Origin of the sequence: Roseibium album, from assembly GCF_001404515.1 — a bacterium.
GTDB lineage: Bacteria > Pseudomonadota > Alphaproteobacteria > Rhizobiales > Stappiaceae > Roseibium > Roseibium album.
The window spans coordinates 166,872-187,150 of record NZ_CXWE01000009.1; the positions used below are offsets into that span (position 1 = coordinate 166,872).

The following is a 20,279-nucleotide window of genomic DNA, read 5'->3' on the forward strand; positions in this document are numbered from 1 at the left end:
ACAATTCAATTTCAAACGTTTGACGGATAATTCGGACTTTCGCGCGTGATTGTCACGTCATGAGCATGGCTTTCGCGCAATCCGGCGCCGGAAATTCGCACAAAGCGCGCCTTTTCCTGATAATCCAGAATATTCTTGCCGCCGACATATCCCATGGCAGCGCGCAGGCCACCGGCAAGCTGGTGCAAGACACTGCCAAGAGCTCCCTTGTAGGGCACCTGCCCTTCAATACCTTCAGGAACAAGCTTGAGACTGTCCCTGACTTCAGCCTGGAAGTAACGATCCGCAGACCCACGCGCCATGGCACCGACTGACCCCATGCCGCGATAGGACTTGTAGGAACGGCCCTGGTGAAGATAGACCTCGCCCGGGCTTTCCTCGGTGCCCGCCAGAAGGGATCCGACCATGACGGACGCGGCCCCGGCGGCGATTGCCTTGGCAAGATCACCGGAATACTTGATGCCGCCATCAGCGACCACCGGCACACCCTGCTTTTCCGCCTCGTTGACCGATTCCATGATCGCCGTGAGCTGGGGCACACCCACTCCCGCCACGATCCGTGTCGTACAGATAGAGCCAGGTCCGATCCCGACCTTGACCGCGTCTGCGCCGGCGTCGATCAACGCCTTTGTCCCTTCGGACGTTGCAACGTTGCCCGCCAGAACCTGCACCGAATTGGACAGTTTCTTCACGCGGCCCACCATGTCCAGAACCTTCTGGGAGTGGCCATGCGCCGTATCGACCACGACCATGTCGACACCGGCATCAACCAGACGTTCCGCCCTTGCAAAACCTTCCTCGCCGACACTGGTGGCTGCCGCAACGCGAAGCCTGCCCTGTGCGTCCTTGGAGGCATTCGGATTGAGTTTGGCCTTCTCCATATCCTTCACGGTGATAAGGCCGATGCAGTTGTTGTCTGAATCGACCACCAGCAGTTTTTCAATCCTGTTTTGATGCAGCAGGCGCTTTGCATCTTCCTGACTAACGTTGTCGCTGACGGTGACCAGGTTTTCACTGGTCATCAGTTCGTGGATTTTCTGCTGCCGGTCGGAGGCAAAACGAACGTCCCGATTGGTTAGGATGCCGACGAGCTTACCGGCAACCTGGCCTCCGGAACCGCCGTTTTCCACAACAGGAACACCGGAGATGCCGAACCGTTTCATCAGGTCATTGGCATCTTGCAATGTCGCTTCGGGCCCGATGACAAGCGGGTTTACGACCATGCCGGATTCGAATTTCTTGACCATCCGGACTTCTTCGGCCTGTCGGTCCAGTGTGAGGTTCCGGTGGATGACGCCAATGCCGCCGGCTTGCGCCATCGCAATTGCCAGGCGTCCTTCCGTCACGGTGTCCATGGCAGAAGACAGGATAGGAATATTGAGTTCCAGCTCGCGAGTAACCCTTGTTTTCAGGTCTACTTCACCTGGCATGACTTCCGAATGGCCAGGGATCAGAAGGACATCGTCGAAAGTCAGAGCCTGCTGTCCGGTTGGTGGGACAAAGAAAGACGCCATGGCCAATTCCCCTTTAAAATAGCTAGAGACGCAGTCTTGCGGGTGAAGGCTGCGTCTGACGAGTCGCTTCGGCTGTGCCGGAGAAGTTGGCGCGGGTCAATAACACGCAGGTGACAGAAAGAAAAGAGCCGTCCTTCACAACTTGGACAGGAATTCGCAGTCCTCTCGCCTGCCGGTATCAATCCGGATCGAGGTCGCTGCCTCGAAACCCCTTTGCAATCACATAAAGTTCCGGGCTTTCCTTCCTGCTCGCAGGCGGTTTCAAATGCGCAACGGTCTTGAAGTCACGCTTCAGGTCCTGAAGCAACGCATTTTCCGTGCCGCCGCGAAACACCTTTGAAAGAAAGGATCCGCCGGGAACGAGATTCCGTCTGGCAAAATCGATTGCAATCTCAAAAAGGTGGGTCGTGCGCAAATGGTCTGTCTGCTTGTGTCCCGTGGTCGGTGCCGCCATGTCCGAAAGCACAACGTCCGGCCTGTTGCCGCCTAGTGCCTCCATCAAGGCCGCAGGTGCATCATCGTCGAGAAAGTCTTTTTTCAGGAACGTGGTGCCACGCACATGATCCATGTCGAGATAGTCAATTCCCACGACCTTGGGCGCCTCGACGCTTGACTGAACCCGTTCGACGGCCACCTGGCACCATCCGCCCGGTGCACAGCCGAGATCGACCACGCGATAGCCGGGTTTCAGCAGCTTGTGCTTGTCGTCGATTTCAATCAGCTTGTAGGCTGCCCGTGATCGATAGCCGTCTGCCCTTGCGCGGCGAACATAGGGATCATTCAGCTGACGCTCTAGCCAGCGGGTTGACGACTCTCGCCGGCCGGCCGACGTTTTGACCTTGACGTGAAGACCGCGATCGCCGGTTCCCTTTTTCGAACGGCTCATGTTCTGTTCCTCTGGCGCCTTCTCTCCGGGCGCCTTCCGGGTTTTCTATGCGCCCAGACGCCATCGGCAGCCATCAATTCTGTCAATATGCCCTCTCGCAGGCCCCTGTCGGCAACGCGAAGTCTGGAGCAGGTCCAACGTCGCCGGATCGCCTCGAGAATTGCGCATCCCGCAAGAACGAGGTCAGCCCTATCGGCACCAATACATGGGTTCTCCACGCGCGCCTCATAGGGCATGTCGCGCAGTTGATCAATCATCTTCGACACATCAATGTCATCGAGCCACGTCCCGTCGACACGTCGGCGGTCATACCGCCTCAGCCCAAGATGAACGCCGGCCAGTGTCGTTACCGTTCCGGAGGTTCCGAGCATGTGCACGCGTCCGGACGAAATCGCTTCGGCCAGATTGTCGGCCAGGCTGAAGGAAGCCAGGTGTTCCGCCGCATCTTCAACCATCGCTTCGAAGATATCAGGCGTTACATGGACGCCACCATGGCGTTCGGCGAGATTGACCACTCCGACCGGAAGTGAAATCCAGGACCGGATGAAACGGGTCAAGGCATAGCCGCGAGCACCGCACCGATTTCGAAGATCCAGCCAGACGATTTCGGAAGAACCGCCGCCGATATCAAACAGGATAACACCGTCAGCTTCATGATCGACAAGCGATGCGCAGCCGGCAACAGCGAGCCGGGCTTCGGTTTCCCGGTTGACAACTTCAAGGGCAAGCCCGGTCTCCGCCTTGACCCTTTCGATGAATTCAGCTCCATTTTCCGCGGCCCGGCAGGCTTCCGTGGCAATGAGACGGGAGCGCATGACACCCCGATCGGCGAGCTTCCTGTGACAATTGGCCAATGCATCTATCGCGCGATCCATTGCCGCTGAACTCAGAAGTTTGTTGGATCCGACCCCTTCGCCCAACCTGACGATACGCGAATAGGCATCCACGACCCTGAAGCCCCGTTCTTCAGGGCGTGCAATCAACAATCGGCAGTTGTTCGTTCCCAGATCGAGCGCCGCATATAGGGGGGCGTTGTGCTGCCCGTGTCTCGGACGTCTGGCATGGTGTCCACGTTTCTGTTGACTGCCATCTTCAGCACCACGTACCGGCAGGCGGATGTCTGTTTCCCTCGGGCGGTGTTTCTCTTTCCCGCTCCTGACAACGGTTTCCGCGTCCGTTCCCGCCAATTTGGTCCTTGTCTCTTCGTTGCTCTTTTCAGCGGAATCAGAATGACCGTTCTTGGCATTCCTGGAGTTTTGCCAACGGCGCCTTCCGCGTCGATTCGCAGCTTTTTTGCCTTTGGGACTGGTGACCGTTTCAGAATTCGGATGCGCTTCGCCCGGTGGATGCGGTTGGTTCCGGCCTGAATTACCACTTTCTGCATGGTTGTTCGCAGTAGCGCGGCCCCGCCGCCGCTTTTTCCGGCGTCTTGACGAACCGGATAAATCTCCGCTGCCCTGCGCAGGGCTTTCCTGCACACTGCTTGTGTTTTCAACGGGTCCGGTCGCGCGTTGGGTCGGAATTTCTCCCGCTCCCCCAGGCAATGCCGCAGTATTGTCCTCAGGACCTGCAACATTACCTTTCGGGCCCTGCCCTGCACGGCGCTTGCGACGCCGGCGGTTCGGTCCCTTGAACTCAGAAAGAGTTCCGCTATCTCCGGACTCGTCAGCGGTACGTCGCCCGGTTCCGGGCGGTTCCTGACCTGACTCAGTCACGTTTTACCTTTCAGGCCGTACGCGCACGCCTGTCGGGCGGCGCTTTTGACGGCCATATCTGTCGTTGGCAAAACTGTAACAGGTTGCCAGCCAATGGAAAAGCTCTCGCGCTCACAATCTTCGCGTTGCGGATTGGCGCTCACTCGGCTGAAATTTCACAAAAAAGTCGAAAACGGTACTTGAAATCAAGATTATGATAGATGTATATCCGGCTCACTGTTCGGCTGCGTCTTAACAAACACGCTTTCGACTGTCTGGCAGCTGGATTTTCCAAGCGCTGTTGGGGAATAGGTTAACGGTAGACCCACGGACTCTGACTCCGTTAGTCCTGGTTCGAATCCAGGTTCCCCAGCCACTCACTTTTCCATGACTTCTGCGATTGCCGAGTTTTTTTGAGCGGCGAATAAACGCGGCACAACGACGAATTCAGAAGGTCTGTGCGGCACAAATGTCGGCGCTGTTTTAGCTTTCTTCCTTTCGACTGTCTGGTGTCCCTAAACTTGTCTGGCTGGTGACTGATATGAATTTCTCGGGCAAATGCCTTTGTGGCGCAGTATCATACGAAGCGGATAGTGCTCCGATTGTTGTCGCGCAGTGTCACTGTGATGAGTGTCGCCGTTTGAGTGGAACTGGTCACACCGTCGGAGCCATGTTCCATACCAAGTCAGTATCGTTGAAGGGGAACTTGCATAAATTCACGTATATTTCAGCAAAAGGATCAGAAGTAACAAAGGCGTCTTGCGCGACCTGTGGCAGTCCAATTTTCGGCACCAACTCACATACTCCGGATCACATAACCATGACGCTTGGTTCGATGGATAATGCGAATGGCCTGGAAGTTGAGGTCGTAATATTCGAACGCGACAGGCAACACTGGGATCGGCTTTCAGAAGACGTTGCCTCATTCGAGACCCAACCAGATTGGAAGCCTGATAGCTGAAGCGATCGGTAGATCGGACAATGCCCCGGGCAGCGGCAACGTCTGCTGAGCCGACCTTGGTGCTGATCACTGCCAATGTCTGCAATGGTTACGAACAAAGCCGCGCCCTGGAGCGCGGCTCTTTTGTTCCGCAGCGGATGTTCGATCTTGGAGAGGATCAGCTCGTCAGCATCCCGTCGACAAATTCAGTTCATGTTTCCCGCACTGGCGATTCTGCTCGGCCCAAACGCCAGAGCGCCGGACAAGCCCGCGGCGGGATATTGCAACCCTGTCAATTTAGTCACTAGCCATTCGTCGCATGCGTGTACTCCCTGTCGTCATTCGGGTCACTTTGAGGTCCGAAATCGTATGCCATTGTCGAAAAAGCCAATGGGTGAAAATTAAATTCCAGCTTCAATATTGACGCTGCGGAATTTTCAGCATCTGATTGTTCTACCGATAACCAAGGCATTGGTGTGTTTCACTTTTTTGAAACGCAAACAGTGTGCAGGGGAAGGAATGAGTCATGAAATTCAGGTATAATCTGCTGGCCGCAAAACTGGCTGTTTGTGCGGCCGGAGCGCTTGCGCTGGCCGAGTTTGCGCCCGCGATGGCGCAATCGGGAGACAAACCCAACATTCTTGTCATCTGGGGTGACGATGTCGGGCAATCCAACATCTCCGCCTACACATTTGGCCTCATGGGATACCAGACGCCAAACATAGACCGCGTTGCCAAGGAAGGCATGATGTTCACCGACTACTATGGTGAGCAATCATGCACGGCCGGACGTTCATCCTATATCATGGGGCAGAGCGTGTTTCGTACGGGTCTGTCGAAAGTCGGATTGCCGGGTGCCGATCTCGGCATGCAGGAAGAAGATCCGACGATAGCCGGTCTGTTGAAAGCACAAGGCTATGTTACAGGCCAGTTCGGCAAGAACCATCTTGGCGACAAAGACGAGCACCTGCCCACCAACCACGGGTTCGACGAATTCTTCGGCAACCTCTATCACCTGAATGCGGAAGAAGAACCGGAAAACGAGGACTATCCAGGCAATGCAGTCATGCCTGACGGCCGCACCTTCCGCGAAACCTTCGGACCTCGCGGGGTGATCAAGTCTTCGGCCGACGGCACTATCGAAGACACCGGCCCCCTTACCAAGAAACGGATGGAAACCGTCGACGAGGAGTCGATTGCCGGCGCTGTCGATTTCATCAAGCGCGCGCATGAACAGGGCAAACCGTTTTACGTCTGGTGGAACGGAACGCGCATGCATTTTCGCACGCATGTCAAACCGGAAATGCGGGAAGAAGCGAACAAGATCGCAGGTCGTAACGTCGATGAATACACCGCAGGCATGATCGAACATGACATGCAAGTCGGGCAACTGCTCGATCTGCTGGATGAACTCGGCATCACCGACAACACCATCGTCCACTATTCGACGGACAACGGTCCGCACTACAACACCTGGCCGGATGCTGCTTCTACGCCTTTCTTTGGTGAGAAAAACACCAACTGGGAAGGTGGCTGGCGCGTTCCGTCCATGGTGCGCTGGCCCGGCAAGATCGAAGCGGGCTCGATCTCCAACGAAATCATGCACCACATGGACTGGCTGCCGACATACCTGGCAGCAGCTGGTGTCCCGGACATCAAGGAACAGTTGAAGCAAGGTGGCGTCCAGGCAATCGGGCGTGAGTACAAGGTGCATCTTGACGGCTACAACATGTTGCCTGTCTTGCTGGGAGAAGCCGAAGAAGGGCCCCGTCGGGAAATCTTCTATTTTTCCGATGACGGAGATCTGACAGCGCTTCGGTACAACGACTGGAAAATGATCTTCATGGAGCAGAAGGAATACAAGACCTTCCGGGCATGGATAGAGCCGTTCACCGCGCTGCGTGTGCCGCTGATATTCAACCTGCGCAGAGACCCTTATGAACGTTCCTACCAGACTTCGAACACCTATTATGACTGGCTGATCGACCGGGCGTACCTGCTTGTTCCGGCACAACAATATGTCGGACAGTTCCTGGCGACATTCCAGGAATTCCCACCACGTCAGAAAGCGGCGAGTTTCTCGCTGGACCAGGTCATGGACAAGCTCAGCACGCCTGGCGGCGCGCAATAGGTTCTGTCTCACTTCGGATCCGGGCGGCGGAAGATCACGCTGCCCGGATCCTCAATACGCGTACACAGCGCGAGAGTTTACAGCGACTAACCTTCAGCCCCAAGATCGCAAACGGAGAGAACAAGCAATGATTGACGCAACATTGCGAGTGACATCGGTGGGTGCGATTGTCGCCTGCATATTCAGCCCGACAGCGTATGCCGACGACGGACATCCAAGGCTTGTTCTCCAAATCACGGTCGATCAGTTGCGTGGCGATCTTATTGACCGGAACCTGAAGCACTTTGGTGAAGGTGGTTTTCGCTATCTTCTGGACAACGGCACCTATTTTACCAACGCACATCACCGTCATGCCAACACTGAAACCATTGTCGGACACACCACTCTTGCGACCGGAACAGACCCGTCGATCCACGGAATGGTTGCCAATCTCTGGTTCGATCGCGAAACCGGCACCCCTTTCTACAATGTTCAGGACCCCGACTACCCGCTCCTCGCGCAGGCAGGCATAGACCAATCGACAGAGATTGACCCCACGCAGAGAGCCGCAACTTCGGATGGACGGTCGCCGGCCGCGATCCTGTCGTCGACATTCTCGGACGAAATCGCGATCGGCATTGGTGGCAACCCAAAAATCTTCGGGGTTTCGGTCAAGGATCGAGGTGCCATCTCAATGGCTGGTCACAGCGGTGACGCCTATTGGTTCTCCAAGAGTGAAGGTCGTTTCGTAACTTCGAAATATTACATGGAAGCCTATCCCGAGTGGGTCGGCAACTGGAATGATTCCGGGCAAGTTGCAGCATTCGCGGAGACGAACTGGAGCCTGTCGGACAAGGTCGATACCTACCGGTTCGGCAACATGGACGACGCGGAATGGGAAACGGACTTTCCCGGCTTCGGACGCGTTTTTCCCCACCCCTACGGTGCTGGTGACGGGAAATACTATACCACGTTGCTGACGCTCAGTCCCGCCGGTGACGAACTGACGGCATCGTTTGCGAAAGAACTCCTGGACGCCGAGGATCTGGGCAAGGACGACGTCACCGATTACCTGTCAGTAAGTTTTTCCTCGACAGACTATGTTGGTCATATCTTCGGCCCATCGAGCCTTGAAGCAGAAGACAACCTGCGCCGTCTCGACGCTACAATTGCCGGGTTGCTGAAACACGTCGACGAGACAGTCGGTCTTGAGAATACCCTTGTTGTTCTGTCGGCTGACCATGGCGCTGCCGAAGTGCCTGGTTATCTGAATTCGCTCGGCATTCCCGCGAGCTATTTCTCGTTTGACGACGTCGACACGCATTCTGCAGCCGCAAACCTTCGACAAGAATTCGGGTTTGCGAGTGAGATGATCGAGAGTTTCTCGCAACCATACGTTTATCTGGACGAGGCATTTCTTGACGAAAACGACCTGGACAAACGCATCGTAGCGAGGCGTCTGGCGGACGAACTTCAAAAAATGCCTGGCATTGCTTTCGCTTTTTCAAGCGACGATCTCCGGTCCGGTCGTGTCGCTGTCACGCCCGTTTCCAGCGCGGTCTTGTCCAACTTTCACTCCGAAAGGTCTGGCGACATCTACATCGTGTTTGAACCACATTGGTTTGTCGGCGACTTCGATGGACTGCACGTGGCGTCACATCACGGGTCCCCTTGGTCCTATGACACGCACGTGCCCATAATCATTGCCGGTCAGGGCATCGACAAGAAACGAGTTGCAAGGCGAGTTGAAACAATTGACCTTGCTCCGACTTTGTCTGCGCTCCTGAAAATCAAGGAGCCGAGTGGATCGTTGGGGATGGTTCTGCACGAAGTCCTTAAATGAGCTTGCCCGGATCAGACAGGAAGCCGCAGATGTCAGAAGCACACCAGCAGATCCAGCAGCTCAAGGAGCGCATGCAGAAATCGATTGTTGGACAGGAAGATGTGATTGATCGGCTGATCATCGGCCTGCTGGCCAATGGCAACCTCCTGATCGAGGGGTTGCCCGGACTTGCAAAGACACGTGCGATCAAGGCCATGGCGAAGAACATGGAGGCAGATTTCAGCCGTATTCAGTTCACACCGGACCTGCTTCCCTCCGATGTGACCGGCACCGAAGTCTATCATCAGTCAGGCGGCAGCGGCACGTTCCGTTTCGAACCTGGACCCATATTCGCCAATATCGTGCTGGCGGACGAGATCAACCGCGCGCCGGCCAAGGTACAGGCTGCCCTTCTTGAGGCTATGGAAGAACGGCAGGTGACCGTCAGCGGCAAGACACACAAGATGGAACCGTTGTTCATGGTGATGGCAACGCAGAATCCGGTTGAACAGGAAGGCACTTATCCGCTCCCCGAGGCGCAGATGGACAGGTTTCTCATGCACGTGCTGATCACCTATCCACCGGTCGACGATGAAATCAGGATCATCCAGCTAGTCCGATCCGAAGAAACGGCAGCGCTTGTGCCGGCGGCGAAAGAAGCTGAAGTCGCCGAACATCCGGATAAATCTTTGTCACCGGTTCCACAAGACGCCGTTTTCGCGGCCCGTTCGCAAATAGCCGGAATACACGTCTCCGAAGCGAGCGAGCGATACATGGCCGACCTTGTGCAAGCGACGCGAACGCCGGAAATCTACGGCGGCGAGTTGAGACGCTGGATTGAAGTCGGGGCCAGTCCCCGTGCGTCGCTGGCGCTCGACAAGTGCAGCCGGACCCATGCCTGGCTGAACGAGCGTGACTATGTCGACCCGCTGGACATCAGAGCGATTGTTCACGACGTACTCCGGCACCGGCTCACTTTGAGCTTCGAAGCCGATGGCGACGGCGTGACACCGGACAGGGTCGTGGACGAAATTGTCACCTTGGTGGCCCTGACCTGAGGAGCAGGCGATGCGTGATGTCTCCGCGCGCACCAGAAGTGGCCTAAACAGGCACGTTTCCCGGCCATCGACCCGGATCGACCCGAGGGTACAGGTCGATGTGTCACATCTGCGCGCGCTCGAGGGGAAAGCGAGGAACCTGACACTTTTGCCCGCCCAACCGGTCTCAAGTGTCTTGAACGGCCGTCATGCGTCGAGGCTAAGGGGACGCGGACTGAATTTTGAAGAACTGCGCGGTTACCTGCCAGGCGACGATCCACGAATGATCGACTGGAAAGTTACGGCCAGAACAGGTGCAGCCCATGTCAGGGTCTATAGCGAGGAACGGGACCGCCCCGCCCTTCTGGTCGTGGACCAGCGGATGTCCATGTTCTTCGGCACCCGGCTGAACATGAAATCGGTAACGGCTGCCGAAGCTGCGGCGTTTATCGCATTTCGGATTCTCGGTCAGGGTGATCGCGTCGGCGGCGTCATATTCGGCGACAATCAGGTTTCCGAACTGCGACCCAAGCGAAGCCGCGCCGCAATTAACCGGTTTCTGGTTTCCCTTGAACGTGCAAACGGACTGTTGCATGCCGAGGCGCCGAATGTCGAGCGCCCGCTGCTTTTGAACCAACCGCTTCAGTCAGTTGTGCGCATCGCTCACCGCGATCATCTTGTCGTCATCATCAGTGATTTCGATGGCCTGGATCAGCAAACCGGCAGGCTGGTCAGTTCCATCGCACGGCACAATGACGTCGTCCTGTGTCCGGTGACAGATCCGATTTCAGAAGATGTGCCCCGGAACATGAAACTTGTCGTTTCCGATGGTGAGTTGCAGGTCGAGTTGGATACCGGGCCCTCGGAAACATTCAAGAGACTGTCGGATTTTGCTTCGGGCCGAATAGCCGAAATTCTGACCTGGCAAAGGAAGTACGGCATTCCGGTGTTGCCGTTGAGCGCCGGAGAAGACACGGTTGACCAATTGCGCCGTCTGATGGGCCAGCGGCCGGGGTCTCGGAGGGCTGACCGGTGAAAGAAGAATGGAAGGGCTTGAGCCTTACCGAGCTTATTGCACTGCTTGAGCCGGTACCCGAGCCTGATTCAGTTTCCATGCTGCCTCAAACCGCCGGCTGGATATGGCTCGGTCTCCTGTTACTCGCGGTGACGGTCTTTCTCGTGCACCGTATCTGGCGTCATCGACAGAAGAACGCCTATCGACGTGAAGCCTTGAGCGAACTTGCCCTTTGCAGAAACGATCCTGCCGCCATGGGCCTCCTGCTGCGACGAACTGCGCTTGCGGCCTATCCAAGAGCAACCGTCGCCTCGTTGTTTGGCAAGGAATGGTTGCGTTTCCTCGATAGCACCTATGGTGGTGAAGGGTTTTCCACTGGACCTGGCCAGGTCCTGAGTATGGGGCCTTACCAACACACGCCCGCTGACACGACGGTCGCGTCACTTGTTGAGGAATGGATCAAACAGCACCGAATTGAGGGCTTTGATGTCTGAATTCGAACTGCCCATTGTCTTCCTGATGCTTCCACTGCCACTCGCCGTCTATTTTCTGCTGCCATCCTACAAGGAACGCGTTTCATCCGTAAGATTTCCGTTTTTCCGCAATCTCGTCTCGGCTGCAGGACAGGAACCTACCCCAGGGTCGGTCGTAATTGGCCGCACCATGATTCAAAACGTGGCCGCGATTCTTGTCTGGTGTCTGCTCGTCTGCTCCCTGGCTCAACCCGTTCGGGTCGGTGAACCTGTTGTCCAGGAAACGGCTGCGCGAGATGTCATGCTTGCCATAGACATCTCCGGGTCCATGGACCAGACCGACTTTCAAACAACTGATGGTGAAAGGATCCAGAGGCTCGACGCGGTAAAGCAGGTTGTCGGCGACTTTATCACCGAGCGCGATGGGGACCGCGTAGCCCTTATCGTCTTTGGATCGAAGGCCTATGTACAAGCGCCCTTCACCGAGGACCTTGTTTCCGTCAGAGCGTTGCTTGAACAGACCGAAGTCGGGATGGCAGGACCCCAGACGGTCATAGGTGATGCCATCGGGCTAGCGATCAGAACCTTCCAGTCCAGTCAGATTGATCAGCGATTGCTGATATTGCTAAGTGACGGATCCGACACGGGAAGTCGCATGGCGCCCAGAAATGCGGCGGGAATTGCATCGAGTGAAGGTATTGAAATTCTCACGATAGGCGTCGGAGATCCCGAAGGTTCCGGCGAACAGCGACTTGATGAGCAGAGTTTGCGCGAGATCGCCAGCGCGGCAGGCGGAAGGTACTATTTCGCCAATGATGAAACTGCGCTGAGCGCTGTTTACGAGCGCATCAACGAACTTGCGCCGCGTGAAGTTGAGACAGCCAGCTACCGCCCCCGCGAGCCACTGGGGCACTATTTTCTCGGACTTGCACTCCTCATTGGACTGATGACGCTGTTGCTGCTCCAGCTGAATTCCCTCAAGAGGAGGACAGTGTGAGCACCGATCAGCTTTTCCAACAATTCGAAGCATTCCATTTTCTACGGCCGTGGTGGCTGCTGGCACTGCCGGCAATCGGATTGCTGTTTTGGCTCGTGAGGGTTCGTCCGTCTCGCCGGTTTAAGCTTCCTTCTGTCATAGCTCCGCATCTTGCAGCCGCCCTGACTATCGGCCAGGAAGACCGGCGGCGCTTGCAGCCTGTTGATACGATCGCAATGATCTTGTGCCTGTTGGCGGTCGCAACGGCCGGTCCCACCTGGTCTCGTGTCCCAAACCCACTCGTGTCAGATGCGGCTCCGCTCGTTATTGCACTCAAGGTTTCCGACTCGATGATGCAACCCGACGTGCCACCAAACAGGTTGGAACGCGCCAAGCAGAAAATCCTGGATCTGCTGAAGGACCGAGCCGGGGCAAGGACCGCACTCATTGCCTATGCAGGATCGGCGCATCAGGTGGTTCCGCTTACCGAGGACCCCGGCGTGATCAAGCCGTTTCTGGAGGGTCTTGACCCGCAGGTGATGCCTCAGGAAGGTGATGCTGCAGGAGAAGCGCTGGTACTTGCTCAGACCATTCTGCAAACGCAGACGGAGCCGGGCTCGATCCTGTTTCTTCTCGATGGCATTTCAAGTTCTGATGCGGCCATGATTGCCAAGGGGAACACGGAAACGCACACGCCCCTCCATTTCTGGGTCTTCAGCCGTGATCCAAAGCCAGTTGATACTCCGTCCGGGCTAGGGGTTGGACAAGCAGTCACCGTGACGGCTGATGCGCGGGATGTTCAACAGATCATTCGCAACATCGACACGACGTATCAGGCCGCGCTTTCTCAGGATGAGGATGCGAAATGGCGCGACCAGGGAGTGCTGGTTGCCTGGCCGGCCGCTCTTCTGCTGCTCTTCTGGTTCAGACGTGGCTGGACCATGCGATGGTCTGCGATCCTGTTCCTGGCATTCCTGTTTCAACCACCTTCCAACGCACACGCGGAAGGTTGGCGCGACTGGTTTTTCACTCCCGATCAACAAGGCCAAATGGCATTTGACGCGAAGGAGTACGAGAAAGCGTCCGAGCTCTTTCAGGACCCCGAGCGGAAAGCCTATTCGCTTTACAAACTTGGCAGATATGAAGAAGCGGCAGAACTATATGCCTGGCAGGAAAGTTCAGACGCTGCACTGGGTGAAGGCATGTCCCTGATCAAGTCGCGTGCTTACCGGCAGTCCATTGCCGCGTTTCAGAAGGCGGTCGACAGAGATCCCCTCAACGAGGCAGCTCAAAGGAATCTGGAGCTGGCCGAGTACATTCTGGAATACATTGAAACCACGCGAGAACAATCAGATACCAGCGAAGAAAGCGGCATTGGTGCCGATGACACGGTTTACGACAATGAAGCGGGACGCGGGACGGAAACCCAGCAGCAAGCCGGCGAGGCTGTGCCGGAGACTGCAGACCAATGGATGCGTACGGTCGACACACGAACCGGCGACTTTCTGAAGAGCAGATTTGCGCTTGAAAACGCAAGGGGGTCGCAATGAGATATGCGCTGCTCCTCAATGTTTTTTTCATGCTGACTGGTGTACCGGTCGCCGCACAGGACGGTCAGGGTCCCGAGGTCAGAACGTCACTGGAAAACGACACGGCCGTTCCCGGTCAACCGCTGCTTTACCGTGTTACCGTTCTGGTCCCGACCTGGCTGCCCTCACCTCCCGAATTTCCAAGCTACGAAGCACCCAACGTTGTCGTTCGCCTGCCTTCCAGAGCTTCAGGTCCTGCCAGCGAGACAATTGGCGGGGAACCCTGGTCTGGTGTTACGCGTTCGTACAGGCTCTACCCGATGATCGCAGGCACCTTTCAAATACCTGCCGGTCGCATCAAAATCACATACTCAGATCCTGATACTCAGGAGCCGGTCGTCACGGAGGTCACGACAGACAGCTTTGAAATAACCGGTCAGATTCCACCTGGTTCAGAAAAACTCGATCCGTTCCTTGCAGCCAATTCGGTCACCATGGAGCGGTCCGTTGAAGGTAATCCGCAAGAAATGGGTGTAGGCGATGCCCTGACACTCACAACGGTCGTCAACGTAGCGGGTGTGGCGCCCATGTTCGTGCCTCCCTTCGGTCAGAACATTGAGACCGGCGGATTGGCCGTCTATCCGAAAGAACCTGTTCTTGAGGAGAGAGAAGATCGCGGACTTCTCTCTGGAACCAGAACGGAAGAAACCGTTCTGGTCGCCGAAGCGGATGGAAGCTTCACGGTTCCGGAAGCAACACTATCCTGGTTCAATCTGAAAAGCGGCAAGATCGAGTCGATTGCAGCGCCTGCAATCTCCATAAACGTGACCAGGACAGCCGTTCCCGAACCACAGCCAAAATCGGCTGCAATTGACTGGAGGCGCCTTTTCGGATCGGCCATGATTGTGGTCCTGATTGGTTTTGCTGCTTTCTTCGTTTGGCGCAGATATGCGTCATTGTTGATGGCCTACGCGAGGGAACTCAAAAACCGACACCGGGCCTCGGAAGGATATTTGTTCAAAATGCTCGTGGCTGCGATCAGATCACGTGACCTGAACCTGTTGATGAGACGCAGCCTGGACTGGCAGCGCACCGTCGAGCGAAAGGTTCCGAACTGCGACTGGTCGGCTTACGATCTGGCCATCCATCAATGCTGTGCGCTCTCGTTCTCCAGACAGGTGCCGAAATCATCCGGCGAAAGCAGGAAATCCTGGGATCACTTGCTCACTGCTGCAAAATCGACCCGCGATAGTGTACTAAATTCCCGTCGAAATACTGAAGTGCAAAATCTTCCTGATTTGAATCCACGATAGTTTTTTCAGTAAATCATGTATTATCCATGATTAAATATCAATTTTATACTTTGAGATTTCAATCGATTTGATAATCTTTCAAACGCGAGATTGCTATTTCTTAATTTGTATTTCCTTAGAACTCACTCATCTCTGAAACAGATGGCACTCATCGGCAACTTGAACCGTATTCCAGAGAGAAAGTGAACCAAAATGAGAGGAATGACTGGAACCCTGTCCGCCTTCGCGGTCGTATTCATCGTGTCAGCTGCGCAAGTGCAGGCTTCTGAGCTTGTGAATTCGTTGTTACCCGCCGCAAGTGTGGATTCAACGGGCATGATCAAAGACCCCCCTGCGCTTGGAACGCCGAAATTCCACGAGGAGATGTCTACCGTGCTTTGGCTTCAGGAAACCCGAACACCGCAGCAAACGAAATTCGTGGAAACAACACTCGATCTTGAAAGGTTTGCACCTGTTGTCGGCGATGCGATCTTTGAAGTCGACGGCCCTGCCCTGAAAGTGTTGATCGACAACGCAATCGACGAAGTCCGGGCAGATTATGACGCCGTCAAAGGCATTTATGATTATCCGCGTCCGTTTGAAATCAGCTCGGCTGTCGAGCCCCTTGGCGATGCGCGGCCTGTTGCGTCTTATCCGAGCGGACATTCCATTCGAGCCGTCGTATATGCGAGGCTGCTCGCAGAAATCTTTCCCGAAAAAAGCAATGAACTCATGGATCTTGCGACTCGCATCGGACATGGGCGTGTCGTTGCAGGCGTGCACTACCCGATGGACGTGTCTGAAGGTCAGAAACTCGGGCACGCTTATGCGGATGCAATTGTTGCCGGACCGGTGTTTCAGCAAACAGCTTCCCAAATCCGTGCAGCCGGCTCATCCTGAGAAAACCTTGCCGGCGCGTGTACCCGAGCGCGCGCCGGTTACCCGGCCTTGGCGGTCTGTCCCATCAGAACAGGTACAACCTGAGACGGCGGCCCCATCATCGCGATCTGGCCCGCATTGAAGACCACAACACGATCGGCCATTTTCATGTGGCTTGGACGCTGGGTGTTGATCAGGATGGTCGCCTTGCCGTGAAGCGCCTGCATCATGTCCATGAATTTACGATCGCCATCGAAATCCAGATGCGTTCCCGGGTTGTCAAACAGATAGAGGGGCACGTCCTTGACAAGCGCACGGGCCAGCACAATCCGCTGCTTCATGTTGTCCGGGATCTGTTTGAGAATTTCCCCGTTCAGGCGTGTTTCGAGACCCTCGAAATTATCGTTCAGATACTGCAGCAATCCAAGCTTTTCTGCGATTTCTTTCAAACGGATGTCGCTCGCTCCAGGTTCCGAGAGCAGAAGGTTCTGCTTGACCGTTCCATAAAAGAAATCAAAATCATCGGTCGCATATCCGATTTTGGAGCGCCATTCACCGGCATCCAGCTGGCGCACATCGAGACCGTCAAACAGTATCGAGCCGACCTGCGGCTGGAAAAGACCGGTGATTGCCTGGAAAAGCGTAGACTTGCCGGAACCGCTCGGTCCGGTGATGGTGATCATTTCCCCCTGTTGCACTGTCAGGTCGACACCCTTCAAAGATGCCTCCGTTGCACCTGGATATCTCAGAACGAGAGAAGAAATTTTCAGGTCACCTTGCACATCGCGGGTGATCTTGGACATGTGGCCCGGTTCACGCTCGAGCGGCACTTTCATCAGATTGTCGATCTGCTCCAGAACCGTTCTGCTCTGGGCTAGCTGCGTTATGCTCAGGAAGGCCTGGTTCATCGGATTGAGAACACGCCAAGACAACGCCATCGTTGCGATCAGGGCACCCAGACTCATGTTGTCGTTCATGACCTGCATTGCGCCTATTCCAAGTACAAGAACGCCGCAGACTGTCATGAGTGTCTGGGAAATCGTTTGCAGCAAATGCGTCAGGTTGCGGGCGTGAATATTGAGCCTGTTGAAACTGGCCGATAGGTTGGAAAACCTGTCCAGCCAGGTGTCTTCCACAGACAGGTTCCGCAGCGCGCGCTGGTTCCGGAAGGTCTCGATCATGAAACTGTTCAGTTTCGATTTCTGCTCTCCGACGGCAGCGACCTCGCGCTGAACCTTTGGCAGTACATAGACCGCAATCAGGGCATAGATCGTGAGAAGGGCGAGCGGTGGCAGAGCCACAGGTCCACCGATCAGGAAGATCGCAACGATGAAGATCAGCGTAAACGGAAGATCGATGACCGCGTTGAAAAGCGAACTCTGAAACATATCACGCACACTGTCGAAATAACGCAAACGCATGACCTGCGTTCCGATAGGTGCTTCCGACAGCATGGCATAGGGCAGATGCAGAATGCGTTCGAATGTCATGTTCCCGACGATGGCGTCAATTCGTCCACCCAGATAGGACTGCAGAACGTTTTTTGTTCGTCGAAGCGCTATTTCGCTAAGCAGAACAATACCGATCCCGACAGCCATCGTGATCAGAACGTCTATGGATTTTGCGCCCATGGCCTTGTCGTAGATAGCCATTATGAACAAGGGAGGCCCAAGTGCGACGATGTTAAGAACAAATCCGATTGCGAGAATGGAGACAATGCTGGCCCTGAATTGCTTCGATGCACTCGATGACCAGCTGCGATTGCCCTTGACCTGGCTGTTTTCTTCCCGTTCTTCGGAAACGACGTATACGTCCTGCCGGGCAACCTCCCTTGCCGTCAAGACAACCGCTTGGCCCGTCTCACCGGAATAGGCCCTGAACTCTCCACTTTCGGTCTTGCTGGCCAGAACCTGAATGTCGTTGTGTGTCACCCGCAAACAGGGAAGCTGGGCTTCCGTGAGTTCCGTGGCTTTGCCGCGATATAACTTCGAAGAAACATTGATCCGGTTCAGAACGATCCGAAAGTCCTCAATAGTTTCAATCCGGTCGAAGTGGGGAAGCGCTTCAAACAGCAGACGATCGTTCCCCTGCCAGTTCATCTCGCGCAAAAGCGGCACAAGGCACCTTTCGGCCGGCGTGGTGCCTTCACTCAACCTGCTGAATGCCGTGTCGTTCGCCAATGAGGGATTCAGCTCATCTGACAATTCATTCCATTGCCGGTGAACCGGATTTGTCTGCGGATTCAAGTCATTCAGATCAAAAAGCGCACGGGTCACGCTGAAATTCCCACATTTCTCGATTGAGAGGTGCCGGTATCGCCGGCAAGTTCGTGTAGTTGGCCATTCTGGAGTTCTATCTGGCGATCCGCGATCGCAAGCATCGATGGCCGGTGACTTACGATGACAACGGTCAGGGAGCCCTTCAGGCGCTTCAGAGCCTCCACAAGTGCCTTTTCGGCGCGTTGATCCAAAAGTGCATTTGCTTCGTCAAGAATGAGTATTTTCGGCTCGCCAGCCAGCGCCCGGGCAATGCAGATCCTCTGCACAGTGGATGCAGGAACCTTTCCACCCAGATCGGCACCTATCTGGGTGTCATAACCCTTTGGCAGCAGGTGAATTTCCTTCTCAAGACCGATAAGCTTTGCCGCCATCCTTGCATGCGCAATATCCGAAACAGCACCGAACATGGTTATGTTCTCGAGAATTGTCCCGTTGAAGACAGCCGATTTACTGTCGACATAGGCGACCGATTTGCGAAGCGTCTGTTTGTATGGGCCGGAAAAATCATACCCGCCAACGAGCACCTTGCCACGCGTCGGCGACTGCTCACCGGAAAAGAGTTTCATCAGACTCGATTTGCCGTTTCCGTTCGTGTCCCTAAAACCGACGAACTCACCCGGATTGATTTTCAGATCCAGACCCGAGAGCAAAGGTCTGCGTCCAACCTGATTTTCCAATGAGGCATCGACCAGTTCCATCGAGCCGTCCGGATCGATGCTGCCTGCCTGGTTTTGCTCCACCTCGGGCAGTTCGAACAAGTTTTCTACGTGATTGTAATCGTGTCTCAAGCGCTGCATGTCGGTGAGCTGATTGATCGCGCGCAAAAACGGTTGAACAAACTGGCCGGAAAGCAGCGTACTTGCTGCCACGCCACCTATGCTGAATTCGTTGTTTATGACCATGGCAGCGCCGAAAAGGACGACAAAGACCGTTGTCATGGTTGCAAAGAGCGTTGACGCGTCTCTCGCCTGGCCCGCCAACCGCATGTATCTCGCGCTCAGTTTGGCGGTTTCTTTCTGCAAACGTTCAAAGCGTCGCATAATCAGCGATTCCATCGCCTGCGATTTCACGGTTTTTGCACCGGACAACACTTCGAGGATAAAATCGGATTTCCTGTCGTCCTGCGTGGCTCGGTCTGCAACCAGTTTCTGCAACACTCTGTTCCGGTTGACCGCAAACAGAATAAAGATGCCGAGAAGCGCTACAGGAACGATGGCAAGCGGCCCTGCAATGAAGATCAGCACAGCGAGATAGATACTGCCTGCGGGAAGATCGATCGCAAGAAGCCTTCCCTGATCTCCGTAATGGTCTGCGATCGATTGAAGCGACCTGAGCTGATGCACCTGAACGGACACGGGGGTTTTGGCAAAGCGCTCGGGTTTTGCGTCCAGCACACGCCGGAACAGTTCTTTGTGGGCCTGGTGGTTGAAGCTGGCTCCAAGACGGCCAACGACCGCAGCACGCGCGACCTTGATAACGCCGTCTGCTGAAAGTACGCACACCACGCCAAGCATCAGGACAAGAAGTGTGTCGGTAGCGGCGTTCGGCAGCACCCGATCATAGACCTGCAAAATGGCGAGCGGCATCGCCAGACCAAGAATGTTTGCAAATATCGAGCCGACGATGACGTCGCGCGGCAACCGTGGTGATGAAATCCACTTGTCGCTCGGCGAATGCTTCACCCTCATGCGGGGCAGAAAGAAAGACGAAAGGATTGATTTCAACATAAGTTAGCCAGAGTGATGTCCACGCCTACACAAAGTGTGGTGCTCCGGTTTAAAAACAGTTTACCTTATAGGGTGTTTTCAGAAATATATTTCCAACAATTCGAAA

The 20,279-nt window shown here is 55.3% G+C and carries 15 protein-coding genes and 1 tRNA gene; 11 read left to right on the top strand and 5 right to left on the bottom strand.

Going from position 1 to position 20,279, the window contains the following annotated elements:
• Nucleotides 1–11: 11 nt before the first annotated feature.
• From guaB to LA5095_RS33095, 3 genes are all read right to left on the bottom strand, one after another.
• Nucleotides 12–1,514, bottom strand: coding sequence for an IMP dehydrogenase (guaB, locus tag LA5095_RS26860; protein WP_029065501.1), 1,503 nt, complete (start codon nucleotides 1,512–1,514; stop codon nucleotides 12–14).
• A gap of 178 nt (nucleotides 1,515–1,692) precedes the next feature.
• A complete protein-coding gene (locus tag LA5095_RS26865; protein ID WP_055120692.1) occupies nucleotides 1,693–2,400 on the bottom strand; it encodes an RlmE family RNA methyltransferase in 708 nt (235 codons plus the stop codon).
• Complete coding sequence (locus LA5095_RS33095; protein ID WP_438646567.1) at nucleotides 2,397–3,923, bottom strand: Ppx/GppA phosphatase family protein; 1,527 nt, start codon at nucleotides 3,921–3,923, stop codon at nucleotides 2,397–2,399. Before LA5095_RS33095 ends, LA5095_RS26865 begins: the two co-directional genes overlap by 4 nt.
• Nucleotides 3,924–4,396: 473 nt before the next feature.
• On the opposite strand from LA5095_RS33095, the gene LA5095_RS26875 reads away from it, so the two are divergent.
• The 11 genes from LA5095_RS26875 (at nucleotide 4,397) to LA5095_RS26925 (ending at nucleotide 16,188) form a co-directional block, all read left to right on the top strand.
• A tRNA-Gln gene (locus LA5095_RS26875) sits at nucleotides 4,397–4,470 on the top strand.
• A gap of 165 nt (nucleotides 4,471–4,635) precedes the next feature.
• Complete coding sequence (locus tag LA5095_RS26880) at nucleotides 4,636–5,055, top strand: GFA family protein (RefSeq protein ID WP_082442925.1); 420 nt, start codon at nucleotides 4,636–4,638, stop codon at nucleotides 5,053–5,055.
• Between the two features lie 505 nt (nucleotides 5,056–5,560).
• On the top strand, nucleotides 5,561–7,165 hold the full coding sequence (locus LA5095_RS26885; RefSeq protein ID WP_055120697.1) for an arylsulfatase: 1,605 nt from the start codon (nucleotides 5,561–5,563) through the stop codon (nucleotides 7,163–7,165).
• 127 nt (nucleotides 7,166–7,292) lie between these two features.
• Nucleotides 7,293–8,987 (top strand): alkaline phosphatase family protein, encoded by a 1,695-nt coding sequence (locus LA5095_RS26890; RefSeq protein ID WP_055120699.1) that lies wholly within the window; start codon nucleotides 7,293–7,295, stop codon nucleotides 8,985–8,987.
• A 29-nt stretch (nucleotides 8,988–9,016) separates the two neighbouring features.
• On the top strand, nucleotides 9,017–10,024 hold the full coding sequence (locus tag LA5095_RS26895; protein WP_055120844.1) for an AAA family ATPase: 1,008 nt from the start codon (nucleotides 9,017–9,019) through the stop codon (nucleotides 10,022–10,024).
• Between the two features lie 10 nt (nucleotides 10,025–10,034).
• Entirely contained in the window at nucleotides 10,035–11,039 is a 1,005-nt protein-coding gene (locus tag LA5095_RS26900) for a DUF58 domain-containing protein (RefSeq protein ID WP_055120701.1), read from the top strand.
• A complete protein-coding gene (locus LA5095_RS26905) occupies nucleotides 11,036–11,512 on the top strand; it encodes a DUF4381 domain-containing protein (RefSeq protein ID WP_055120703.1) in 477 nt (158 codons plus the stop codon). Before LA5095_RS26900 ends, LA5095_RS26905 begins: the two co-directional genes overlap by 4 nt.
• Complete coding sequence (locus tag LA5095_RS26910; protein ID WP_055120705.1) at nucleotides 11,505–12,488, top strand: VWA domain-containing protein; 984 nt, start codon at nucleotides 11,505–11,507, stop codon at nucleotides 12,486–12,488. Before LA5095_RS26905 ends, LA5095_RS26910 begins: the two co-directional genes overlap by 8 nt.
• A complete protein-coding gene (locus LA5095_RS26915) occupies nucleotides 12,485–14,017 on the top strand; it encodes a VWA domain-containing protein (protein ID WP_055120706.1) in 1,533 nt (510 codons plus the stop codon). The genes LA5095_RS26910 and LA5095_RS26915 overlap by 4 nt, the downstream gene beginning before the upstream one ends.
• A complete protein-coding gene (locus tag LA5095_RS26920; protein WP_055120708.1) occupies nucleotides 14,014–15,309 on the top strand; it encodes a BatD family protein in 1,296 nt (431 codons plus the stop codon). The genes LA5095_RS26915 and LA5095_RS26920 overlap by 4 nt, the downstream gene beginning before the upstream one ends.
• A 315-nt stretch (nucleotides 15,310–15,624) precedes the next feature.
• Nucleotides 15,625–16,188: a phosphatase PAP2 family protein gene (locus LA5095_RS26925; protein ID WP_158510443.1), complete on the top strand. Its 564-nt coding sequence runs from the start codon at nucleotides 15,625–15,627 to the stop codon at nucleotides 16,186–16,188.
• 38 nt (nucleotides 16,189–16,226) lie between these two features.
• Here LA5095_RS26925 and LA5095_RS26930 read toward each other — a convergent pair whose 3' ends face one another.
• Nucleotides 16,227–18,443 (bottom strand): peptidase domain-containing ABC transporter, encoded by a 2,217-nt coding sequence (locus LA5095_RS26930; RefSeq protein ID WP_055120712.1) that lies wholly within the window; start codon nucleotides 18,441–18,443, stop codon nucleotides 16,227–16,229.
• Nucleotides 18,440–20,173, bottom strand: a complete 1,734-nt coding sequence (locus LA5095_RS26935; protein ID WP_082442927.1) for a peptidase domain-containing ABC transporter — start codon at nucleotides 20,171–20,173, stop codon at nucleotides 18,440–18,442. The genes LA5095_RS26930 and LA5095_RS26935 overlap by 4 nt, the downstream gene beginning before the upstream one ends.
• Nucleotides 20,174–20,279 lie beyond the last annotated feature (106 nt).